The sequence below is a fragment of the Salmonella bongori NCTC 12419 genome, assembly GCF_000252995.1.
GTDB classification, from domain to species: domain Bacteria; phylum Pseudomonadota; class Gammaproteobacteria; order Enterobacterales; family Enterobacteriaceae; genus Salmonella; species Salmonella bongori.
Genome location: NC_015761.1, coordinates 1,052,856 through 1,074,658 on the forward strand (window position 1 = coordinate 1,052,856; position 21,803 = coordinate 1,074,658).

A 21,803-nucleotide genomic window follows, 5' to 3' on the forward strand; every position below is an offset into this window, starting at 1 on the left:
GCGTTATTTCAGCAGCTTATCCAGTTGATTGATGTCGTCGTTATTATGCAAATGCGATACCGTCCAGCCATGTTGATCGTACTCAGAGAGACAGCGGTCAACCATCGCCATCATCTTATCCATATTGCCGGAGCTCTGGGCCTGACGCAGACACTGCAAGCGAATTTCATCCTGGCTGCCTGAGTAATTAATCTCGTAGAGCTCATGACGTCCGCCAAATTCACTGCCGATGGCATCCCACATCAATTTAAGGATTTTGATACGCTCGACATGATCCATTCCGTTAGAGCCGCGTACGTATTTTGCCAGGTACTGGTCGATGTGCGGATTATTCAGATCGCGGGCGCTGGAAGGCAGGTAAATGAGGCCGCTGGTGACATTACGTTCAATAATATTTTTAATTTTCGCGTAGGCCATCGGCGCCATTACACGATAGGTTTGCAGCGCGGCATGGTCCGGTAGCCAGGCGCCGTTCACCCATGGCGTCGCTTCAGAACACATAGAATCACTTAATGCCCAGAACATATTGCGCCAGGCCACCACTTCGCCGAGATCGGCCTGCACGCCCCGGAATTCCACGGTACCGGTACATTCGAGCGATTTTTTCAGCAGCGCGGTAATGAAATCAAGCTTAACCGCCAGACGAACACAGGCCTGCAGGGGATACATACGGGCAAATCCTCCCTCCATTGTCCAGCGGCGGCAACGATCAAAGTCGCGGTAAATTAACACGTTTTCCCACGGAATCAGCACATTATCCATGACCAGAATGGCGTCATTTTCATCAAAACGGCTGGAGAGCGGATAATCAAACGGCGAGCCCGTCGCGCCCGCGACCATTTCATAAGAGGCGCGCGAAATGAGTTTAACGCCTTCAGCATCCATTGGCGCGACAAACATCAGCGCAAAATCGGGATTTTCGCCCATCACCTGGGCTGAGCCGAAACCAATCATGTTGTAGTGAGTCAGTGCTGAGTTAGTGGCGACGACCTTCGCTCCGCTAACAATAATCCCGGCATCCGTTTCTTTTTCCAGCTTAATATAGACATCTTTGACTTCATCAGCGGGTTTATGCCTGTCAATAGGGGGGTTGACGATAGCATGGTTAAAGTACAGGCCGGTCTCCTGAATTCGGGTGTACCAGTGGCGAGCGTTCTGTTCGAACTGGCCGTAGAAGGCGGGATTCGCACCCAGCGCACAACCAAAGGCTGCCTTATAATCCGGTGTTCGCCCCATCCAGCCGTAGCTCAGGCGCGACCATTCTGCGATAGCATCACGCTGTTGACGCAGATCGTCTGCGCTTTTTGCCACGCGGAAAAATTTGTGCGTATAGCCGCCGCTGCCGGTATCGGTATTCCAGCACAGGGTATCCTGCATCGCGGGTTTGTGTAATGCGTCATACAGTTGTGCGACAGACGCTGCAGCATTACGGAATGCCGGGTGCGTCGTGACATCCTTAACGCGTTCGCCGTAAATATAGATTTCTCGCCCATCCTGCAGGCTTTTTAAATACTCTTCGCCAGTTAACGGACGCTTGCTATCAGTACGAAAATCTTCAGGTTTCATTGCGGCCTCTTCATGGTAAGCGGATTTATTTTGTTAATGATTTGTTTGTTCTTTGTTGTTTAATTGAATAGTCAGAAGAGCAAACTGTGAAGAGACTTTCAGGACAACGGCGGGTACTTTTCAGATGACCGCTGAAGAGGACGCGTAAAATGCGATCGGCGTCAACATGATTATCGGGAGGGGATTCCCACGTCGCCGGCGTGGGAGTGTAATAACACTATGCGTCGTCTTCGCCATCAGTGTGCTGGCCTCCAAGGGCAATAAGATCGTCCAACAGCAACATCAATTGCTGCATTTTCCCAGGTGTAAAGTCCGCCTCAATTTTTCGATAAGCCTCTTCTACCTGCGTCCGGGCGTGGGCATACAACGTTTGCCCCTGAGGTGTCAGCATGACATAAAGTTTGCGTTGATCGTTCACCGGTTTTAATCGCAACACCAACCCGTCTCGTTCCATACGCGTCAATATTCCCGTCAGACTTGGCCGCAGGATACAGCTCCGAAAGGCCAGATCGTGAAAATCTATGGATGGACTTTCAGCCAGTATCCGCACAATGCGCCATTGCTGCTCGGTCAGATTGTGGCTTTTAACGATGGGGCGGAAGTAGGTCATTGCCGCTTCGCGCGCCTGAAGCAGTGCGATGGTTAATGAATCATGCATAAAGGGGTCTCTTTTGCAGAATTATTAATACCTGAATGATCTTATCTGGTGGTGTTATGCATGTCACCAGTTTGACGAGGATAGTCTATCAGAAATAAGGGTCTTTTTTTAACTAGTTGATAATAAATAAACTTATTAATATTTTGTAAAAATATTGTTAATTAGATCACAAATAATTTACTTCAGTTTGCTAAATGTACAGCGAAAGCATAAATCTAATTATTAATATATTAATGAAATTACAGCCCGTTAAATCGGCCTGAGGAGTTTATGTATGAAGGGGACTGTTTTCGCTGTTGCGTTAAATCATCGCAGCCAACTGGATGCCTGGCGAGAGGCTTTCTCTCAGCCTCCCTATAATGCGCCACCTAAAACCGCCGTTTGGTTTATCAAGCCGCGTAACACGGTGATTCACCATGGCGAACCGATTCCTTACCCGCAGGGGGAAAAGGTATTGAGCGGCGCGACCGTGGCGCTCATCGTGGGCAAAACCGCCAGCCAGGTACGCCCTGAATCCGCGGCGGATTATATCGCCGGGTATGCGCTGGCTAATGAAGTCAGCCTGCCGGAAGAGAGCTTTTACCGCCCGGCAATTAAAGCGAAGTGTCGCGATGGCTTTTGCCCGCTGGGTGAAATGGCGTCCCTGGCTGACGTGGATAATCTCACCATTATCACTGAAATTAACGGACGAGAAGCCGACCACTGGAATACTGCCGATTTGCAGCGTAGCGCCGCACAACTGCTAAGTGCGTTAAGTGAGTTCGCTACGCTTAACCCTGGCGATGCGATTTTACTGGGGACGCCGCAGAATCGCGTTGCGCTGCGGCCCGGCGATCGGGTGCGTATTCTGGCGAAAGGTTTACCCGCTCTGGAAAACCCGATCGTCGCAGAAGATGAATTTGTCCGCCATCACACGTTTACCTGGCCGCTGTCTGCGACGGGAACCTTATTCGCACTGGGTCTGAACTATGCCGATCACGCCAGCGAACTGGCATTCACCCCGCCGAAAGAGCCGCTGGTCTTTATCAAAGCGCCCAACACCTTTAACGCGAATAACCAAACGTCGGTACGTCCGGACAACGTGGAATACATGCACTACGAAGCCGAGCTGGTGGTGGTGATCGGTAAAACGGCGCGTAAGGTGAGCGAGGCCGACGCGATGCAGTATGTGGCGGGTTATACCATCTGCAACGACTACGCGGTTCGTGACTATCTGGAAAACTACTACCGTCCGAACCTGCGGGTAAAAAGTCGCGACGGCCTGACGCCGATAGGCCCGTGGATTGTCGATAAAGAGGCGATTCCCGATCCACATAACTTAACCCTGCGTACCTGGGTTAACGGCGAGCTTCGCCAGGAAGGGACGACAGCCGATCTGATCTTCAACATCCCGTTTCTGATTGCGTATTTGAGCGATTTTATGACGTTGCAGCCGGGCGACATGATCGCTACCGGCACGCCAAAAGGTTTATCCGATGTGGTGCCTGGCGACGAAGTCATTGTTGAAGTAGAAGGCGTGGGGCGCCTGGTTAACCGAATCGTCAGTGAGGAGACGGCAAAATGAAAAAAATAAATCATTGGATTAACGGAAAAAACGTTGGCAGTAGCGACTATTTCCAGACGACCAACCCGGCGACCGGTGAAGTACTGGCGGACGTGGCCTCTGGCGGCGAAGCAGAAGTGAATCAGGCGGTGGCGGCGGCAAAAGCGGCGTTCCCGAAATGGGCCAATCTGCCGATGAAAGAGCGTGCCCGTCTGATGCGCCGCCTCGGCGAGTTGATTGACCAGAACGTGCCGGAAATCGCGGCGATGGAAACCGCCGACACCGGTCTGCCTGTTCATCAGACCAAAAACGTACTCATCCCACGCGCGTCGCACAATTTCGAGTTTTTTGCTGAAGTGTGCCAGCAGATGAATGGCAAGACTTATCCGGTTGACGACAAGATGCTCAACTACACGTTGGTGCAGCCGGTTGGCGTATGTGCGCTGATCTCGCCGTGGAACGTACCGTTTATGACGGCGACCTGGAAGGTTGCGCCATGTCTGGCGCTGGGCAATACCGCGGTGCTGAAGATGTCCGAGTTGTCGCCGCTTACCGCCGATCGTCTGGGCGAGCTGGCGCTGGAAGCAGGCATTCCGCCAGGGGTGCTTAACGTGGTGCAGGGCTACGGCGGGACGGCGGGAGACGCGCTGGTGCGCCATCACGATGTGCGTGCCATCTCTTTTACTGGCGGCACCGCTACCGGGCGTAACATTATGAAAAATGCGGGCCTGAAAAAGTACTCAATGGAGCTGGGCGGTAAATCCCCGGTGCTGATTTTTGACGACGCCGATATAGAACGGGCGCTGGACGCTGCGCTGTTTACCATTTTTTCGATCAACGGTGAACGCTGCACCGCCGGTTCGCGCATTTTCATTCAGCAGAGCATCTACCCTGAGTTTGTGAAACGCTTTGCCGAGCGTGCCAGTCGTCTGCGCGTGGGCGATCCGACTGATCCGAACACGCAAGTCGGCGCGCTAATTAGCAAGTCTCACTGGGAAAAAGTTTCTGGCTATATTCGCCTCGGTATTGAAGAAGGGGCAACTCTGCTGGCGGGCGGTGCGGAAAAACCCACCGACTTGCCTGCACATCTGCGCGGTGGCAATTTTCTGCGTCCGACGGTACTGGCGGACGTCGACAACCGGATGCGTGTGGCCCAGGAAGAGATTTTTGGCCCGGTGGCCTGCTTGCTGCCGTTTAAAGACGAAGCGGAAGGGCTGCGCCTGGCCAATGATGTTGAATACGGTCTCGCCTCTTATCTCTGGACGCAAGATGTCAGTAAAGTACTGCGCCTGGCACGCGGTATTGAAGCCGGGATGGTGTTCGTCAATACCCAGAATGTCCGCGACCTGCGCCAGCCGTTCGGCGGCGTGAAAGCCTCCGGCACGGGACGCGAAGGCGGCGAATATAGCTTTGAGGTGTTTGCGGAAATGAAAAATGTCTGCATCTCAATGGGCGACCATCCTATCCCAAAATGGGGAGTCTGATATGGGCAAGTTAGCGTTAGCAGCAAAAATTACCCACGTGCCATCGATGTATCTTTCTGAATTGCCAGGAAAAAACTTTGGTTGCCGTCAGGCAGCGATTGAGGGTCATATTGAGATTGGCAAACGTTGTCGCGACATGGGCGTCGACACCATTATTGTGTTTGACACCCACTGGTTGGTGAATAGCGCTTATCACATTAACTGCGCCGACCGTTTCCAGGGGGTCTATACCAGCAACGAATTGCCGCACTTTATTCGCGATATGACTTACGACTATGACGGCAACCCGGCGTTGGGCCATCTTATTGCCGATGAAGCCGTCAAGATGGGCGTGCGTGCCAAAGCGCACAATATTCCCAGTCTGAAGCTGGAGTACGGCACGCTGGTGCCGATGCGCTATATGAACGCGGATAAGCATTTCAGGGTGGTCTCCATTTCGGCCTTCTGTACCGTTCACGATTTTGCCGACAGCCGCAGGCTGGGCGAAGCGATCCTCAAGGCGATTAAAAAGTATGACGGTACCGTAGCGGTATTGGCCAGTGGTTCGCTATCGCACCGTTTTATTGACGACCAGCGGGCGGAAGAGGGGATGAATAGCTACACCCGCGAGTTTGACCGTCAGATGGACGAACGTGTGGTCAAGCTGTGGCGCGAAGGTGAATTCAAAGCGTTCTGCACCATGCTGCCGGAGTACGCCGACTACTGCTACGGCGAAGGCAACATGCACGATACTGTGATGCTGCTGGGGATGCTGGGCTGGGATAAATACGACGGCAAGGTGGAATTTATCACCAACCTGTTCGCCAGTTCCGGCACCGGCCAGGTCAACGCCGTTTTCCCACTGCCTGTGTAAGGAATCATCATGCCGCACTTTGTTGTTGAATGTACTGAAAATATTCGCGAGCAGGCTGATTTACCCGGCCTGTTCAGTAAGGTGAACGACGCGCTGGCCGCGAGCGGTATTTTCCCGATGGGCGGCATCCGTAGCCGCGCCCACTGGCTGGATACCTGGCAGATGGCCGACGGTAAGCATGATTATGCTTTCGTGCATATGACACTGAAAATCGGTGCCGGGCGCAGCCTGGAAAGTCGTCAGGAGGTAGGTGAAATCCTGTTTGGGCTGATTAAGGCCCATTTCGCTGCGCTGATGGCGCATCGCTACCTGGCATTGTCGTTTGAGATTGCTGAGTTACATCCGACGCTTAATTACAAACAGAACAACATACACGCGTTATTTAAATAGCGTGCAAATTGCCCGGCTGAAAACCGTAGGCCGGATAAGCGAAGCGCCATCCGGCAATGCAATGTCACAGGAAACACTATGCTCGATAAACAGACTCATATCCTGATAGCTCAGCGACTCAATCAGGCTGAAAAACAGCGCGAACAGATCCGTGCGGTATCGCTGGATTATCCGTCGATTACCATAGAAGACGCTTATGCCGTACAGCGTGAATGGGTCGGTATGAAAATTACCGAAGGACGTACGCTGAAAGGTCACAAAATTGGCCTGACCTCAAAAGCAATGCAGGCCAGTTCGCAAATCAGCGAGCCGGACTACGGCGCGCTGCTCGACGATATGTTCTTTCACGATGGCAGTGATATTCCGACTGATCGCTTCATCGTTCCTCGTATTGAGGTTGAGCTGGCGTTTGTGCTGGCGAAACCGCTGCGTGGTCCGAACTGCACACTGTTCGACGTTTATAACGCTACCGACTACGTTATTCCGGCACTGGAGCTTATCGACGCCCGCTGCCACAACATCGACCCGGAAACCCGGCGTCCGCGCAAAGTGTTCGACACTATTTCTGATAATGCCGCCAATGCCGGGGTGATCCTCGGCGGCCGTCCGATTAGGCCGGACGAGCTGGACCTGCGCTGGATTTCTGCGCTGCTGTATCGAAACGGCGTAATTGAAGAGACCGGCGTCGCCGCAGGTGTGCTTAATCACCCGGCCAATGGCGTGGTGTGGCTGGCTAACAAGCTGGCGCCGTACAACGTCCAACTGGAGGCAGGGCAGATTATTCTCGGCGGCTCGTTTACCCGCCCGGTGCCGGCGCGCAAGGGTGACACCTTTCATGTCGACTACGGCAACATGGGCGCGATCAGTTGCCGATTCGTATAAGGAAAAACAATGAAAAATGCTTTCAAAGACGCGTTAAAAGCGGGGCGTCCGCAAATTGGGTTATGGCTGGGACTGACCAGCAGTTACAGCGCCGAACTGTTAGCGGGTGCCGGATTCGACTGGCTACTGATCGACGGTGAACACGCGCCGAATCATGTGCAGACGGTGTTAACCCAGTTGCAGGCAATTGCGCCATACCCCAGCCAACCGGTGGTGCGCCCGTCATGGAGCGACGCGGTGCAGATTAAGCAATTACTGGATATCGGCGCGCAAACACTGCTGGTGCCGATGGTACAGAACGCCGATGAAGCGCGCGCCGCTGTAGCGGCCACGCGTTATCCCCCAGCCGGGATTCGAGGCGTCGGCAGCGCGTTGGCGCGGGCTTCTCGCTGGAATCGTATTCCGGACTATCTCCAGCAGGCCAACGAGGCGATGTGCGTACTGGCGCAGCTTGAAACCCGCGAAGCGATGAATAACCTGGCGTCGATCCTCGATGTTGACGGCGTCGATGGCGTGTTTATCGGCCCGGCGGATCTCAGCGCCGATATGGGCTTTGCCGGTAATCCTCAACACCCGGAAGTGCAGGCGGTGATAGAGACGGCCATCATGCAAATTCGCGCCGCAGGCAAAGCGCCGGGGATTTTGATGGCCAATGAACCGCTGGCGAAACGTTATCTGGAACTTGGCGCGCTGTTTGTAGCTGTCGGCGTCGATACCACTCTGCTGGCGCGCGGTGCAGAGACGTTGGCGTCGCGCTTTGGCGCGGCGAAACGCTCGCCCGGTTCGCCCGGCGTTTATTAAGCCAGGCAGGGTGGCGCCGCAGTGAACCGTAGGCCCCGGTAATCGCAGTGTACCGGGTAATCCGCTGTACCTTACAAAAATTCCCATCAGAGGAAAAAATGAGCGACACATCATCTGCACTTCCAAAAAGACACGAGTCTGCCCGTTCGCACAAGCAGCTTACCGCAGGCCAACAAACGGTCATTAATAAATTGTTCCGCCGACTGATCGTATTTTTATTTGTGTTGTTTATCTTCTCGTTTTTAGACCGTATCAATATCGGTTTTGCTGGCTTGACGATGGGGCAGGATCTGGGATTAAGCGCCACCATGTTTGGCCTTGCCACGACGCTGTTTTACGCCACCTATGTGATTTTCGGCATTCCCAGTAACATGATGTTGAGTATCGTCGGCGCACGCCGTTGGATTGCAACCATTATGGTGCTCTGGGGCATTGCCTCTACCGCCACGATGTTCGCGGTTGGGCCGAAAAGTCTCTATGTGTTGCGCATGTTGGTGGGCATTACCGAGGCGGGCTTTTTACCAGGGATATTGCTCTATTTAACGTACTGGTTTCCGGCGTTTTTCCGCGCCCGCGCCAATGCGCTATTTATGATTGCCATGCCGGTTACTACCGCGCTGGGATCAATGGTTTCCGGCTATATTTTATCGCTGGACGGTCTACTCAATCTGCATGGCTGGCAGTGGTTATTCCTGCTGGAAGGTTTTCCGTCAGTTTTGCTGGGCATTATGGTGTGGTTTTACCTGGATGATACCCCGGCAAAAGCCAACTGGCTGACGGCGGAGGATAAAAAATGCCTGCAGGAGATGATGGATAGTGACCGTCTGATTCTGGTGCAACCGGAAGGAACTATCAGCCATAACGCCATGCAACAGCGTAGCCTGTGGCGCGAAGTGTTCACGCCAATGGTGCTAATGTATACGCTGGCCTATTTTTGCCTCACCAATACGCTTAGTGCCATTAGTATCTGGACGCCGCAAATTCTGAAAAGTTTTAACGAGGGCAGCAGCAATATCACTATTGGTCTGCTGGCAGCCATCCCGCAAGTGTGTACCATTCTTGGCATGATTTACTGGAGCCGCCATTCGGACAAGCATCAGGAGCGTAAGCACCACACCGCGTTGCCGTTCCTGTTTGCCGCTGCAGGCTGGCTGCTGGCGTCGGCGACTGACCATACCCTGGTCCAGCTATTAGGGATCGTGATGGCTTCCACCGGTTCCTTTAGCGCGATGGCCATCTTCTGGACCACGCCGGATCAGTCGATCAGTCTGCGCGCCAGAGCGATCGGCATTGCGGTAATCAATGCCACCGGCAATATTGGCTCCGCGCTGAGCCCGTTTATGATCGGCTGGCTAAAAGATCTTACTGGTAGTTTCAATAGCGGGCTCTGGTTTGTCGCTGCGCTATTAGTTATAGGCGCCGCCATTATCTGGCTAATTCCCATGAATGCATCGCGTCCGCGCGCTACCCCTTGAGGAGAAACGATGTGCCAGCGTGCGATCGCCAATATTGATATCAGTAAAGAGTATGACGAAAGTATGGGCAGTAACGATGTGCATTATCAGTCGTTTGCTCGCATGGCGGACTTCTTTGGTCGTGATATGCAGGCGCATCGCCACGACCAGTTTTTTCAAATGCACTTTCTTGATACCGGGCAGATTGAGCTACAGCTCGACGATCACCGTTATTCAGTACAGGCACCGCTATTTGTGCTAACGCCGCCCTCGGTGCCACATGCTTTTATCACCGAATCGGATAGCGATGGTCACGTTCTGACCGTGCGTGAAGAGCTGGTTTGGCCGTTGTTGGAGGTGCTTTATCCTGGTACCAGAGAGGCCTTCGGCCTACCGGGAATTTGTCTGTCACTGGCGGATAAACCCAACGAGCTGGCGGCGCTCAAACATTACTGGCAGCTTATTGAGCGGGAATCCACGGAGCAACTGGCTGGCTGCGAGCATACTTTGGTGTTGCTGGCGCAGAGCGTATTTACCTTGCTATTGCGTAATGCGAAGCTTGATGATCACGCCGCAACCGGAATGCGCGGTGAATTGAAACTCTTTCAACGCTTTACTTTGTTGATTGATAACCACTTCCACCAGCACTGGACGGTGCCGGACTATGCCTGTGAGCTGCATATTACCGAATCGCGTCTGACCGATATCTGCCGCCGTTTTGCTAATCGTCCGCCTAAGCGCCTGATTTTTGACCGGCAATTACGTGAGGCGAAACGGCTGCTGCTTTTTTCCGACAATGCTGTCAATGAGATAGCCTGGCAATTAGGTTTTAAAGATCCGGCTTATTTCGCCCGTTTCTTTAATCGCCTTGCCGGCTGTTCTCCCTCGCAGTTTCGCCAACGTGAAGTTCCCTCTTTCCTCAACTAAGAAGAGTAAAAACATGATGAAAAACAGCGTCGCTATGCTGGCGGTTGGTATGTTGGCGCAAAGCCACCTTGCCAATGCTGCCGGGGCTCCTGCGCCTCAAGAGATAAAAATGGTTTTACTGGGCACCAAAGGCGGGCCTTCTTTGCTCAATACGGCCAGACTCCCGCAGGCCACGGCGCTCACTATCGGCGATAGAGTATGGCTGATAGATGCCGGCTATGGTGCAAGTCTGCAACTGGTGAAGAGTGGAATTCCACTGCGTAATATTAATACTATTTTGCTCACCCATCTGCACAGCGATCATATTCTGGATTACCCTTCCGTGCTGATGAACGCCTGGGCGAGCGGTCTGAAAGACCATACCATACAGGTTTATGGCCCGCCGGGGACACAGGCGATGACGAAGGCCATCTGGAACGTCTTTGACAGGGATATCACGCTGCGTATGGAAGAAGAAGGAAAACCCGATCCGCGCACACTGGTTAAGGCGACAGATATCGAACAAGGCGTCATCTATAAAGATGAACAGGTGACAATAAGCGCGCTAAAAGTGCCTCATTCGCCCTTCCCGGACGGGGAGGCGTTCGCTTACCGTTTTGATACCCAGGACAAACGAATTGTTTTCTCTGGCGACACGTCGTATTTTCCACCGCTTGCAACCTTTGCCCAAGGGGCGGATATCCTGGTCCATGAGGCGGTGCATGTTCCGTCGGTGGCAAAACTGGCTGACAGTATTGGCAACGGAAAAACGCTAGCCAAAGCAATTGCTTCACATCACACCACGGTTGAAGATGTGGGCAAGATAGCGCGCGAGGCACACGTGAAGACTCTGGTGCTAAGTCATCTGGTGCCTGCGACGGTGGCGGATGAGGTCTGGCAACAGGAAGCTATGAAAAATTACCCGGGCACTGTCATTGTTGGTCATGACAATATGACGCTAAGTGTACCGTGAATATCAGAAAAAAGGGGTAAACCAGCGGACTGACGTGTGTCGGTCCGTTGTGCTTTTAGTGGCCAGCGTGACGCATAAATTTTTTGTCTGAAACATTATTTTTTCTAAACACTCGTTACTGCCTTTTTCGGCGAATAAAAGTAAGGTAATTGCGCCCTTGAAATATTACTAAATAAGAATGTCACGGATAGAATTTATACCGGATTATAAGCAATGTGTTTCTTTGTCTGCCGGCCATTAGTGATATCCTATGTACCGGCTCGTCGTTGCCAAAGTGAAAGTCAGAATAAACGACTCAAAAAATATCCGAACTGTACAATTTTTATATCAAAAACATTTAACTGCAAAATACTGCAAACGTACGCAAATACACTTAAGCAGTAGCATCGCTTATGCATATTTTATTTCCTAAACTTTCTTATTATCTATTTGAATATTTCTGGTTAAACCAAATGGGCAAACGGATACCTGACACGCAAAAGGATAATTGCACGTTTCTGGTTTAGGATTGCAGTTACCGGGGCAGTGGCTATTTTCTTTAAGCGATTTCCATAACACAGGATTAAACCTGGTAACGTTGTAAACAGTAACGGGATAAAGTTTATCGTTTATTAAGACCCCCTTATTAAAGGGTATGATAACGCTACCCGGAGGCATGTAAACATCCGCCTGATACCATAAGGTTAATCTGAGATTTTTTAGGCTATGTATGCATGAGAACGACACTCCGGTAGTGGGGCTTATAACTGTATCAACGACCTTCCATTCCATTACAGAAACCTTTTAAGTGAAATAGTCAACGGTGTAAATTACATTTTTCGCAAGCCTATTCAGGATAGATGAAAATCAGACAAGTATAACTCGTTGAAAACGATCGTTTTTTATTGACCACTCTATTTATATTGATTTTTTAATAAGTTATTTATTTTATGCTCTCATTTTGTTTACATTCTATTACATTTTTGTGTTTCGGTGTTGATGCAAATATTGGGCAGTAATGGATGTTATAGCGCTCATTTATTAAACGGTAAGTGACTGTTGTATTTCTTATTTATAAATACCGATAGTCAGCAAACAACGCGGTACATTTTACCGGGTATTGGTATGGAAAAGGTATGTATCAACCTGCGAGTACAAAACAGGAAAGAATATATTCTTCAGCCAATAAATAGTCGTTGATTTGGAAAAATAATCGAAACACCTAAAAAGGTGGATCTGCGGTTGGTCTTTATTTAAACGATGGGGTGCTAAATTGTGCAATAATGCATAACACGGGCGGTTTGCTGAACAGATCGCACGCACTTTAGCAGATTATATTTCTGGCGTGAGGGGCTATGTCATGAGCGTTATGATATTTGTTGGGCGCGTACCAATCCGGGGCGGGCTGATAGCCCACCCTCAGTTTATTATCTTTCTTACTGATTAGGGGTGAGGGATAAAGCGTGAAAGGCGCCTCATCAGTAACCGGTTTTCCTCACGCAGCCGTGAATTCTCCTCCAGCAGTGTTAACGCAACTGCAATTCCCGGCCAGTCGAGCGCCAGCTCCTCTCGCAAGCGTAATGCGCGTTGTACGACGCTCACCGCACGATCGTCAAATTGCCAGTCGGCATTTTCACCGTCGTAAGGTTCAATCACGCCAAGCCCGACAATTTCGTTCAACTCCTCCTCAGTCACGCCGGTGTACAAACAAAATTCAGTGATGGTAAAGGTGACAGTGATGCTGGTCATTATGCTTTCCCCCATTGCTGGCGTGGATCAAAGGACGACTGTGCGTCCGCCAGTTGTCGCCACAGGGCGGCTGTCTTTTCATCGGGTTTCGGCGGCATGACGATTTTGATGACGGCATAAAGGTCGCCGGTATGTTTTTTACTGACTAATCCTTTGCCTTTGATACGCAGCCGCTGGCCTGCCTGGCTACCCGGGGGTATGGTCAGCAAAATGTGCTCTTTAAGCGTGGGGACAGCCACTTTTGCGCCGAGTGCCGCTTCCCATGGGGCAAGCGGCACGACGATTTCCAGATCATGATTGACGATATCAAAGAGCGGATGTGGAGCAATACGGATAACGAGCCACAAATCGCCATTCGGCGCGCCATTTTCTCCCGGTGTGCCCTGGCCTTTCAGCCTGATCCGTTGTCCGTTGCTGACGCCAGCCGGGATCTTCACATTCAACGTCCTGGGTATTTCCCGCTCCACCAGACCAAATGCGTTATAAACGGGGACGGAATAGCTAATCGTACGCGGGTGCTCAGTCAGCGTCTCTTCCAGGAAAACCGCTACTTCAATTTCGATATCATGACCGCGTGCGGCGTGGCGATGGCGCGAATGACTACCATGCTGACCAAAGATAGACGAGAAAATATCATCAAAGTCTTCGGCGTTATAAGGCTGGCCTTCGTGCTGCTGGAACGGGCGGTTAAACTGCGGGTCGTTACGGTGTTGCCATAACTGGTCATACTCGGCGCGCCGCTGTTCATCGCTCAGCACTTCCCATGCTTCAGCGACTTCTTTGAAACGGGCTTCGGCGTCGGGTTCTTTGCTGACATCAGGATGGTACTTGCGGGCCAGTCGGCGATAGGCGGTCTTGATAGTCTTGAGATCGTCCGTCGGTTTCACGCCCATAATGGCGTAATAATCCTTAAGTTCCATAGCATCATCTCGCTAAATCAATACATACAGAAGGGACCCCAAAAAGGTTTCTCCACTAAGTGTAGGGTAAACCTGAACAACGCGTATGAAAACACCAGTTATATCATTAGTAAGAATAAATTGTGGGAGAACTATTAGCAGGCTGGGTGGCGCGTCGACATAACTTTACAGGGGAAAGGTTGCCAAAACTGCGTCAGTGGATAAGATAACTCGCGTTAAACAGTGAGGGCGCAATGGCGAAACAACAACGGATGGGCTGGTGGTTTCTATGCCTTGCATGTGTCGTGGTAATGGTTTGTACCGCGCAGCGCATGGCGGGTTTGCACGCCTTGCAAATGCAAGCGACGGCCACGTCAGAGGTTGTCAGCGCCTATCCTTCAACGGATGACGCCTCGCCGGTTACACCCTGTGAATTAAGCGCCAAATCACTATTGGCGACCCCTCCGGTACTGTTTGAGGGCGCTATCCTTGCGCTTTGTCTGCTGCTTTCCTTACTGGCGCCCGTCCGGGTCATGCGCCTGCCATTTTCGCCTCCACGTGTTATTTCCCCGCCCACCTTGAGGGTACATCTTCGATTTTGTGTCTTCCGTGAATGACAGGCCGGTTATTACTACCGGTTAATGACTCATTCACGGAGAAAAAATATGATGATTTTGTTCAGGCGGATGCTGTTCTGCCTGTTATGGCTTTGGCTGCCCGTTTCCTGGGCGGCGGAAAGCGGCTGGCTGCGTTCGCCCGATAACGACCATGCCAGTATACGGCTACGTGCCGATACGTCCGCCGACGGCGAGACCCGGCTATTGCTGGATGTAAAACTGGAAAATGGCTGGAAAACCTACTGGCGTGCGCCGGGAGAAGGGGGCGTCGCGCCCTCTGTCGCCTGGAAAGGCGATATGCCGAAGGTAACCTGGTTCTGGCCAACCCCCTCGCGCTTTGATGTCGCGAATATCACCACCCAGGGATATCACAATGCGGTGACCTTTCCGATGATTGTGCGCGGCACGCCGCCCGCAACCCTGAGCGGCGTGTTGACGTTATCAACGTGTAGTAACGTGTGCCTGCTGACCGATTACCCTTTTTCGGTGATACCGACCACGCAGGATGCCGATTTTGCTCATGACTATGCACGTGCGATGGGCAACGTTCCGCTACTTAGCGGGCTTACCGACTCGCTCGAGGTGGGGTATCGGACGGGAGAACTGGTGGTTACGGCCACGCGAGCGGCGGGCTGGGCATCGCCAGAGCTCTTTATTGATACGATGGAGGACGTCGATTTTGGTAAACCTCGCCTGCACGTAGAAGGCGACCGCTTACAGGCGACGGTGCCGGTGTCAGACAGTTGGGGGGAAAAGGCGCCCGATTTGCATGACAAACTACTCACTATCGTGGTTGCCGATGGCGCTATCGCTCAGGAGAGCACACAAACCATCGGTGCTGCGCCTGCGCAAATGTTGGACAATGCGGCACTCCCTTTCTGGCAGATCGTATTGATAGCGCTGGTTGGCGGATTAATTCTTAATTTAATGCCCTGCGTGTTGCCGGTTCTGGGTATGAAGCTTGGCGCTATCTTATTAGTAGAGAAAAAAAGCCGCTCGCACATCAGGCGACAATTTTTGGCGTCGGTCGCCGGCATTATTGCGTCGTTTATGGCTCTGGCGGCGTTCATGACACTCCTTCGCCTGTCGAATCATGCGGTGGCCTGGGGGATCCAGTTCCAGAATGCGTGGTTTATTGGATTTATGACGTTGGTGATGTTGCTGTTTAGCGCCAGTCTGTTCGGGCTGTTTGAGTTCCGGCTTCCTTCATCCATGACCACGAAACTGGCGACTTACGGCGGCAACGGGATGGCAGGGCATTTTTGGCAGGGTGCGTTCGCGACTCTGCTGGCGACGCCTTGCAGCGCGCCGTTTCTGGGTACGGCAGTGGCCGTTGCGCTCACGGCGTCGCTGCCGACGCTCTGGGGGCTGTTTCTCGCGTTGGGGCTGGGAATGAGCGTGCCGTGGCTGCTGGTTGCGATACGGCCGGGACTGGCGCTGCGTTTACCGCGTCCCGGCCGATGGATGAATGTCCTGCGCAGAATTCTTGGTCTGATGATGCTGGGGTCAGCTATTTGGTTGGCGACACTCTTGCTGCCGCACGTAGGATTCACCGCGTCAAAGAGCGGTCAAGACCATATTCAGTGGCAACCGTTGAGCGAACAGGCAATCCAGACAGCGCTGGCGCAACATAAGCGGGTGTTTGTGGATGTGACCGCGGACTGGTGTATTACCTGCAAAGTGAATAAATACAATGTCCTGCAGAAAGAAGACGTGCAGGCCGCGTTGCAACAGCCGGACGTGGTGGCGTTGCGCGGAGACTGGACGCTGCCGTCCGATGACATTACTCAATTCCTGAAAATGCGCGGTCAGGTCGCCGTTCCCTTTAACCAGGTGTATGGCCCGGGTTTACCAGAAGGAGAGGCATTACCCACCTTGCTGTCCCGCGATACGGTATTACAAACATTAAAGAAAGCGAAAGGAATAACCCAATGAAATACATTATTATTTTACTCCTGGCTCTGTTACCGACGCTGAGCATCGCCCAGGAGACTGCGCCATTTACGCCCGATCAGCAAAAGCAGATGGAAAATCTGATCCATGCGGCATTATTTAACGATCCTGCCAGCCCGCGGATAGGTGCTAAACATCCTAAACTAACGCTGGTGAACTTTACGGATTACAACTGCCCGTACTGTAAGCAGCTCGACCCGATGCTTGAAAAGATCGTGCAAAAATATCCTGACGTCGCCGTCATTATTAAACCGTTGCCGTTTAAAGGAGAAAGTTCCGTACTGGCGGCGCGTATTGCGCTGACGACCTGGCGCGAACATCCGGAGCAGTTCCTTGCGCTTCATGAAAAACTCATGCAAAAGCGAGGCTACCATACTGACGGTAGTATCAAACAGGCGCAGGAAAAAGCAGGGAGCGCACCAGTGAATCTGGATGAAAAGAGTATGGAGACGATACGCACTAATTTGCAGCTAGCAAGGCTGGTTGGCGTGCAAGGAACGCCGGCAACGATCATAGGCGATGCGTTGGTTCCAGGGGCGGTGCCCTGGGAGACGCTGGAAAAGATAGTGAAAGAAAAACTGGCAACTGCCCATGGCGGGTAAACGGCGGCGCTGGTTGCGCGAAGCGGTGATTTTACTGGCGATCCTTGTTGTGGTGATGGCAAGCGTGGATGTCTGGCGTGCGCCGCAGGCCCCGCCAGCGTTCGCTACTATGCCGTTACGTACGCTGGCGGGGGAGCCGATTACGCTGGCAACGTTGAGCGAAGAACGCCCCGTACTGCTCTATTTTTGGGCAAGCTGGTGTGGCGTGTGCCGCTTTACCACGCCTGCGGTTAACCGTCTGGCGGCGGAAGGGGAAAACGTCATGACGATTGCGCTCCGCTCCGGCGACGACACTGAGATTGCCCGCTGGCTGGCGCGTAAAGGAATTTCCTTTCCGGTTGTCAATGATGCGAGCGGCGACATCTCTGCTCGTTGGGAAATCAGCGTGACGCCGACACTGGTCGTGGTTTCCCAAGGCCGGGTTGTATTTACTACCAGCGGCTGGACCAGTTATTGGGGCATGAAGCTTCGATTGTGGTGGGCGAAAACGTTCTGAACAGGCGCCGGGAGTTCCCGGCGCTAAAACAGGCAGCGCTTGCGGCGTAGCGGCAACATATGTTTTGTGAAAAAACACCCATTTTGCGAAATCGTTCCCGGAAAAATGATCTGTTTCTGTCACACTCAGAACGATTTGATAACAATAAAAGGGGATAGGGATGAAAAAAACGTTACTTGCTGTGGCTGGGGCTGTTTTGTTGTCATCCGCCGTTCAGGCGCAGACAACGCCGGAGGGCTATCAATTACAACAGGTGCTGGTGATGAGCCGCCACAACCTGCGGGCGCCACTGGCAAATAATGGCAGTATACTGGAGCAGTCGACGCCGAATGCCTGGCCGGAGTGGGACGTTCCCGGCGGGCAACTGACGACGAAAGGCGGCATACTGGAAGTCTATATGGGGCACTACACGCGTGAATGGCTGGTGGCGCAGGGGCTGATACCGTCGGGAGAATGTCCGGCGCCCGGTACCGTATATGCCTATGCGAATAGCTTGCAGCGCACTGTGGCTACCGCGCAATTTTTTATTACCGGCGCTTTTCCCGGCTGCGATATTCCTGTTCATCATCAGGAAAAAATGGGTACCATGGACCCTACCTTCAATCCGGTGATCACCGATGATTCCGCCACGTTCAGGCAACAGGCCGTACAGGCGATGGAAAAAGCACGTCGTCAGATGCACCTTGATGAGAGTTATAAACTGCTTGAGCAAATAACACGCTATCAGGATTCGCCATCCTGCAAAGAGAAGCATCAATGTTCGCTGATTGACGCGAAAGATACCTTCAGTGCGGACTATCAGAAGGAGCCTGGCGTGCAAGGGCCGCTAAAAGTGGGGAACTCGCTGGTGGATGCGTTTACCCTACAATATTACGAAGGATTTCCATTGGATCAGGTCGCCTGGGGCGAGATCAAGACCGATCGGCAGTGGAAAGTGCTGTCAAAACTGAAAAACGGCTACCAGGACAGTCTGTTTACTTCGCCAGCCGTGGCGCGCAACGTCGCGGCGCCGCTGGTAAGGTATATTGATAAGGCGTTAGTCGTTGATCGTGCCAGCGCGTCGAAGATGACTGTCCTGGTAGGCCATGATTCCAATATCGCTTCACTGTTGACGGCGCTGGATTTTAAACCCTATCAATTGCATGACCAGTATGAGAGAACGCCAATTGGTGGGCAGATAGTCTTTCAACGCTGGCATGACCGTAAGGCTAACCGCGAGTTGATGAAAATTGAGTATGTCTATCAGAGCGCCCGGCAGCTACGTAACGCGGAAGTGTTAACGCTCAGGTCGCCCGCGCAACGGGTAACGCTGGAGCTGAAAGGATGTCCGGTGGATGCGAACGGCTTCTGTCCGCTTGATAAATTCGATGCCGTCATGGAAGCGGCGGCAAAATAGTCACATGCCCCCGCATTGGCGGGGGCGTCTGGTTTATACGTTTTTACGTTCTATGGTCTGCTCGCCCCAGAAAAGGGAGTCTTTGTCCGTTTTCTCAAAGGCTTTGATCAGCACCTCATCGCTACCTTCTTCCCATATTTTTTCTGCCAGTTTCTCGTCATAGTTGGCGACTTCAAAAATGGCTTCGGCAATTTCCGGCGATGTATTGCGCAGGCTTGCCCATTCACCGACGCGATGCGCTTTTGCTTCTTGAGTTGGCATTCGAATCCTCCTGTTGAAGATTAGCCGTTGAGTTTGACAGCCAGACCGGCGACGTATTCCCCCTGATAGCGAGCAATAGAAAGTTCCTCCTGGCCTGGCTGACGTGACCCGTCGCCTCCGGCGATAGTCGTTGCGCCATAAGGTGTGCCGCCGCGTACCTGAGATACGTCAAACAGCTCCTGCGCGGCATAGCCGATAGGCACAATTACCATCCCATGATGGGCGAGTGTTGTCCAGGTCGAGGTGATGGTCTGCTCCTGACCGCCGCCCGTTCCCGTAGAACTAAACACGCTGCCGAGTTTGCCGTATAGCGCGCCGGATGCCCACAGTCCGCCGGTTTGATCAAGGAAGGTACGCATCTGGCCTGACATATTGCCAAACCGGGTTGGCGTACCAAAAATAATCGCATCGTAATCCGCCAGTTCCTGTGGGGTGGCAACGGGGGCGTTTTGCGTTTTACCGCCAGCTTTTGCGAAGATTTCAGGCGGCATCGTTTCTGGCACACGCTTAATAATGACCTCTGCGCCGTCGACTTTCTTTGCCCCTTCCGCCACAGCGTGTGCCATGGTTTCAATGTGTCCGTACATGGAATAATAGAGCACCAGAATCTTTGCCATTTGTACTACTCCTCAGATTAATCATGTAGGTAGCGATTCGCTACGTCTATTTAAAGATATGCCCTCCTGTGGAGAGTGCAAATTTCAGCGCCATTTATTTGATTTATAACAATAATTGATTTGACGACCTTTGTTGCAAAATGATACATTTTTAAGCACTTCGATTTTTTCAGCCATAAGAGTAACTTATTTATTTCTCATTGTTATTATTCTAAGTATTCGGCTTTTGATGTTGCAGAATATTTCCGATGGCGTCACAGGCTGACGATATCTGCCAGGCTTACATTGACGCGGCGATATTGATGGCATCGTTCATACGCTGCGCGAGGAGAGGCTCCTCACTACCTATGCAATATGATGTCTAATCTATGACGGAGGTCAGTAATGGCAAACCATCGTGGCGGTTCCGGTAATTTTGCGGAAGACCGCGAAAGAGCATCAGAAGCAGGTCGAAAAGGTGGTCAGCACAGCGGGGGCAATTTTAAGAATGACCCGCAGCGTGCGTCCGAAGCAGGTAAAAAAGGGGGCAAAAGTAGTAACCGTAATAGTTAGCCTGCGTAAAAACAGTAAGACGCTTAGCACTGCATTTTAAAGAGCGTCCTGTGCCACCGCCGCCGGATTTTCCGGCGGTTTTTTTGTTTGTAATCAGAATTTGATATGCTTGCGCCCTGACGAAGAGGAGAGGGCGCATGTCGCAACGCGCAGAAGAAAAAAAAGGTAAACGCTCGCAGGCCGTCAGTGCAAAACGGCAGGCTATTTTAACCGCCGCGCTCGCTGTTTTTTCCCAGTATGGTATTCATGGCGCGCGCCTTGAACAGGTCGCTGAACAGGCGGGCGTCTCCAAAACAAACCTGCTCTATTATTATCCCTCGAAAGAGACGCTGTATGTTGCAGTCATGCGCCAGATCCTTGATGTCTGGCTGGCGCCGCTCAGAGCGTTTCGCGCAGAATTTTCGCCTCTGGAGGCCATCAAAGAGTATATCCGTCTCAAGCTGGAGGTTTCGCGTGATTATCCGCAGGCGTCACGGCTATTCTGTATGGAGATGCTGGCGGGCGCGCCGCTATTAATGGGGGAACTGACTGGTGATCTGAAAGCGTTGATAGATGAAAAATCAGCGCTGATTGCCGGATGGGTGGATAGCGGGAAACTGGCTCCCATCTCTCCTCACCATTTGATTTTCATGATTTGGGCCGCCACGCAACATTACGCTGATTTTGCGCCTCAGGTCGAGGCGGTAACCGGCGTGACGCTTCACGATGACGTCTTTTTTAACCAAACGGTCGAAAGCGTTCAGCGCATTATTATTGAAGGGATTCGCGTACGCTAACCCGCTGGCGGCAGTGGACAGCTTAAATCACCCTCTTCACATTGTAGCAGCGAGGCTAAAAAGGCTTCGCGCTCGTTTGTTTTATCGGTCATGCACTGGCTGTCTATCATCGGTTGAACGCTGCCGCCTTCTGTACCCGAGCGAATAAGCGCGCAGTCGGCATCCCGTAAGGCAATCCATGCCACCTGCGCTTTTTTCAACAGCTCGCGCTGTGTCGGTTGCGCACGCTCAAGGGCGATCTGATAGGTTTCGTTTAGCTTTTTATCGGCCTCCTGGTATTGCCCGGCGGCGCAGCGATTCATTTCCAGCTGCGTACTGGCGTTCGTACACTCATCGGCTAACGTCTGGTTGCAGAATACCAGTGCAGCGCAGGTAAGGAAGATTCGTTTCATACAG

The 21,803-nt window shown here is 52.3% G+C and carries 24 protein-coding genes; 16 read left to right on the forward strand and 8 right to left on the reverse strand.

What is annotated here, in order from left to right; all coding sequences use genetic code 11:
- Positions 1 to 3 precede the first annotated feature (3 nt).
- Positions 4 to 1,566: a 4-hydroxyphenylacetate 3-monooxygenase, oxygenase component gene (gene hpaB, locus SBG_RS04920; protein ID WP_000801499.1), complete on the reverse strand. Its 1,563-nt coding sequence runs from the start codon at positions 1,564 to 1,566 to the stop codon at positions 4 to 6.
- 217 nt (positions 1,567 to 1,783) lie between these two features.
- Complete coding sequence (gene hpaR, locus SBG_RS04925) at positions 1,784 to 2,224, reverse strand: homoprotocatechuate degradation operon regulator HpaR (RefSeq protein WP_000543925.1); 441 nt, start codon at positions 2,222 to 2,224, stop codon at positions 1,784 to 1,786.
- Positions 2,225 to 2,498: 274 nt separating this feature from the next.
- On the opposite strand from hpaR, the gene hpaG reads away from it, so the two are divergent.
- The 9 genes from hpaG (at position 2,499) to SBG_RS04970 (ending at position 11,510) form a co-directional block, all read left to right on the forward strand.
- Entirely contained in the window at positions 2,499 to 3,788 is a 1,290-nt protein-coding gene (hpaG, locus tag SBG_RS04930; protein ID WP_000679214.1) for a 4-hydroxyphenylacetate degradation bifunctional isomerase/decarboxylase, read from the forward strand.
- Entirely contained in the window at positions 3,785 to 5,251 is a 1,467-nt protein-coding gene (gene hpaE, locus SBG_RS04935; RefSeq protein ID WP_000723532.1) for a 5-carboxymethyl-2-hydroxymuconate semialdehyde dehydrogenase, read from the forward strand. Before hpaG ends, hpaE begins: the two co-directional genes overlap by 4 nt.
- A 1-nt stretch (position 5,252) precedes the next feature.
- Positions 5,253 to 6,104 (forward strand): 3,4-dihydroxyphenylacetate 2,3-dioxygenase, encoded by an 852-nt coding sequence (hpaD, locus tag SBG_RS04940; protein WP_000516972.1) that lies wholly within the window; start codon positions 5,253 to 5,255, stop codon positions 6,102 to 6,104.
- 9 nt (positions 6,105 to 6,113) lie between these two features.
- On the forward strand, positions 6,114 to 6,494 hold the full coding sequence (locus tag SBG_RS04945) for a 5-carboxymethyl-2-hydroxymuconate Delta-isomerase (protein WP_001120094.1): 381 nt from the start codon (positions 6,114 to 6,116) through the stop codon (positions 6,492 to 6,494).
- A 78-nt stretch (positions 6,495 to 6,572) separates the two neighbouring features.
- Entirely contained in the window at positions 6,573 to 7,376 is an 804-nt protein-coding gene (gene hpaH / locus SBG_RS04950; RefSeq protein WP_000884789.1) for a 2-oxo-hept-4-ene-1,7-dioate hydratase, read from the forward strand.
- Positions 7,377 to 7,385: 9 nt separating this feature from the next.
- Positions 7,386 to 8,177 (forward strand): 4-hydroxy-2-oxoheptanedioate aldolase, encoded by a 792-nt coding sequence (hpaI, locus tag SBG_RS04955; protein WP_000785080.1) that lies wholly within the window; start codon positions 7,386 to 7,388, stop codon positions 8,175 to 8,177.
- Positions 8,178 to 8,275: 98 nt separating this feature from the next.
- Entirely contained in the window at positions 8,276 to 9,652 is a 1,377-nt protein-coding gene (gene hpaX / locus SBG_RS04960; RefSeq protein ID WP_001285808.1) for a 4-hydroxyphenylacetate permease, read from the forward strand.
- 9 nt (positions 9,653 to 9,661) lie between these two features.
- On the forward strand, positions 9,662 to 10,558 hold the full coding sequence (gene hpaA / locus SBG_RS04965) for a 4-hydroxyphenylacetate catabolism regulatory protein HpaA (RefSeq protein ID WP_000336605.1): 897 nt from the start codon (positions 9,662 to 9,664) through the stop codon (positions 10,556 to 10,558).
- A 13-nt stretch (positions 10,559 to 10,571) separates the two neighbouring features.
- Positions 10,572 to 11,510 (forward strand): MBL fold metallo-hydrolase, encoded by a 939-nt coding sequence (locus tag SBG_RS04970; protein WP_000977386.1) that lies wholly within the window; start codon positions 10,572 to 10,574, stop codon positions 11,508 to 11,510.
- Positions 11,511 to 11,918: 408 nt separating this feature from the next.
- Here the strand turns inward: SBG_RS04970 and SBG_RS04975 are convergent, their stop codons facing one another.
- The 3 genes from SBG_RS04975 to cbpA all read right to left on the reverse strand — a co-directional run bounded on the left by SBG_RS04975 (position 11,919) and on the right by cbpA (position 14,158).
- The gene (locus tag SBG_RS04975) at positions 11,919 to 12,281 is read right to left on the reverse strand and encodes an anti-adapter protein IraM (RefSeq protein ID WP_015702810.1); all 363 of its coding nucleotides are present in this window, start codon (positions 12,279 to 12,281) and stop codon (positions 11,919 to 11,921) included.
- 651 nt (positions 12,282 to 12,932) lie between these two features.
- On the reverse strand, positions 12,933 to 13,238 hold the full coding sequence (gene cbpM / locus SBG_RS04980; RefSeq protein WP_000200902.1) for a chaperone modulator CbpM: 306 nt from the start codon (positions 13,236 to 13,238) through the stop codon (positions 12,933 to 12,935).
- A complete protein-coding gene (gene cbpA, locus SBG_RS04985; protein WP_000420598.1) occupies positions 13,238 to 14,158 on the reverse strand; it encodes a curved DNA-binding protein in 921 nt (306 codons plus the stop codon). Before cbpA ends, cbpM begins: the two co-directional genes overlap by 1 nt.
- 233 nt (positions 14,159 to 14,391) lie before the next feature.
- Between cbpA and SBG_RS04990 the strand changes: the two genes are divergently transcribed.
- The 5 genes from SBG_RS04990 (at position 14,392) to agp (ending at position 19,201) form a co-directional block, all read left to right on the forward strand.
- On the forward strand, positions 14,392 to 14,754 hold the full coding sequence (locus SBG_RS04990; RefSeq protein WP_001118909.1) for a hypothetical protein: 363 nt from the start codon (positions 14,392 to 14,394) through the stop codon (positions 14,752 to 14,754).
- Positions 14,755 to 14,802: 48 nt separating this feature from the next.
- A complete protein-coding gene (locus SBG_RS04995; protein ID WP_000972987.1) occupies positions 14,803 to 16,689 on the forward strand; it encodes a protein-disulfide reductase DsbD family protein in 1,887 nt (628 codons plus the stop codon).
- Entirely contained in the window at positions 16,686 to 17,309 is a 624-nt protein-coding gene (locus tag SBG_RS05000) for a DsbA family protein (RefSeq protein ID WP_000873971.1), read from the forward strand. Before SBG_RS04995 ends, SBG_RS05000 begins: the two co-directional genes overlap by 4 nt.
- Positions 17,299 to 17,805, forward strand: coding sequence for a protein disulfide oxidoreductase (locus tag SBG_RS05005; protein WP_000907554.1), 507 nt, complete (start codon positions 17,299 to 17,301; stop codon positions 17,803 to 17,805). Before SBG_RS05000 ends, SBG_RS05005 begins: the two co-directional genes overlap by 11 nt.
- Positions 17,806 to 17,965: 160 nt before the next feature.
- Positions 17,966 to 19,201 (forward strand): bifunctional glucose-1-phosphatase/inositol phosphatase, encoded by a 1,236-nt coding sequence (agp, locus tag SBG_RS05010; protein WP_000752016.1) that lies wholly within the window; start codon positions 17,966 to 17,968, stop codon positions 19,199 to 19,201.
- Positions 19,202 to 19,234: 33 nt separating this feature from the next.
- Here agp and SBG_RS05015 read toward each other — a convergent pair whose 3' ends face one another.
- Both SBG_RS05015 and wrbA read right to left on the reverse strand, forming a co-directional pair.
- Positions 19,235 to 19,462 carry a YccJ family protein gene (locus SBG_RS05015; protein WP_001143127.1) on the reverse strand — a complete coding sequence of 76 codons (228 nt, stop codon included), beginning with the start codon at positions 19,460 to 19,462 and terminating at the stop codon, positions 19,235 to 19,237.
- Between the two features lie 20 nt (positions 19,463 to 19,482).
- On the reverse strand, positions 19,483 to 20,079 hold the full coding sequence (wrbA, locus tag SBG_RS05020; protein WP_001062897.1) for an NAD(P)H:quinone oxidoreductase: 597 nt from the start codon (positions 20,077 to 20,079) through the stop codon (positions 19,483 to 19,485).
- A 384-nt stretch (positions 20,080 to 20,463) separates the two neighbouring features.
- On the opposite strand from wrbA, the gene SBG_RS05025 reads away from it, so the two are divergent.
- On the forward strand, positions 20,464 to 20,631 hold the full coding sequence (locus SBG_RS05025) for a con-10 family general stress protein (RefSeq protein WP_001273663.1): 168 nt from the start codon (positions 20,464 to 20,466) through the stop codon (positions 20,629 to 20,631).
- A 137-nt stretch (positions 20,632 to 20,768) separates the two neighbouring features.
- Positions 20,769 to 21,407 carry an HTH-type transcriptional regulator RutR gene (rutR, locus tag SBG_RS05030; RefSeq protein ID WP_000082921.1) on the forward strand — a complete coding sequence of 213 codons (639 nt, stop codon included), beginning with the start codon at positions 20,769 to 20,771 and terminating at the stop codon, positions 21,405 to 21,407.
- Here the strand turns inward: rutR and SBG_RS05035 are convergent.
- Positions 21,404 to 21,799 carry a lysozyme inhibitor LprI family protein gene (locus SBG_RS05035; protein WP_000821067.1) on the reverse strand — a complete coding sequence of 132 codons (396 nt, stop codon included), beginning with the start codon at positions 21,797 to 21,799 and terminating at the stop codon, positions 21,404 to 21,406. The two genes, rutR and SBG_RS05035, sit on opposite strands and share 4 nt — an antisense overlap.
- Positions 21,800 to 21,803: the final 4 nt, after the last annotated feature.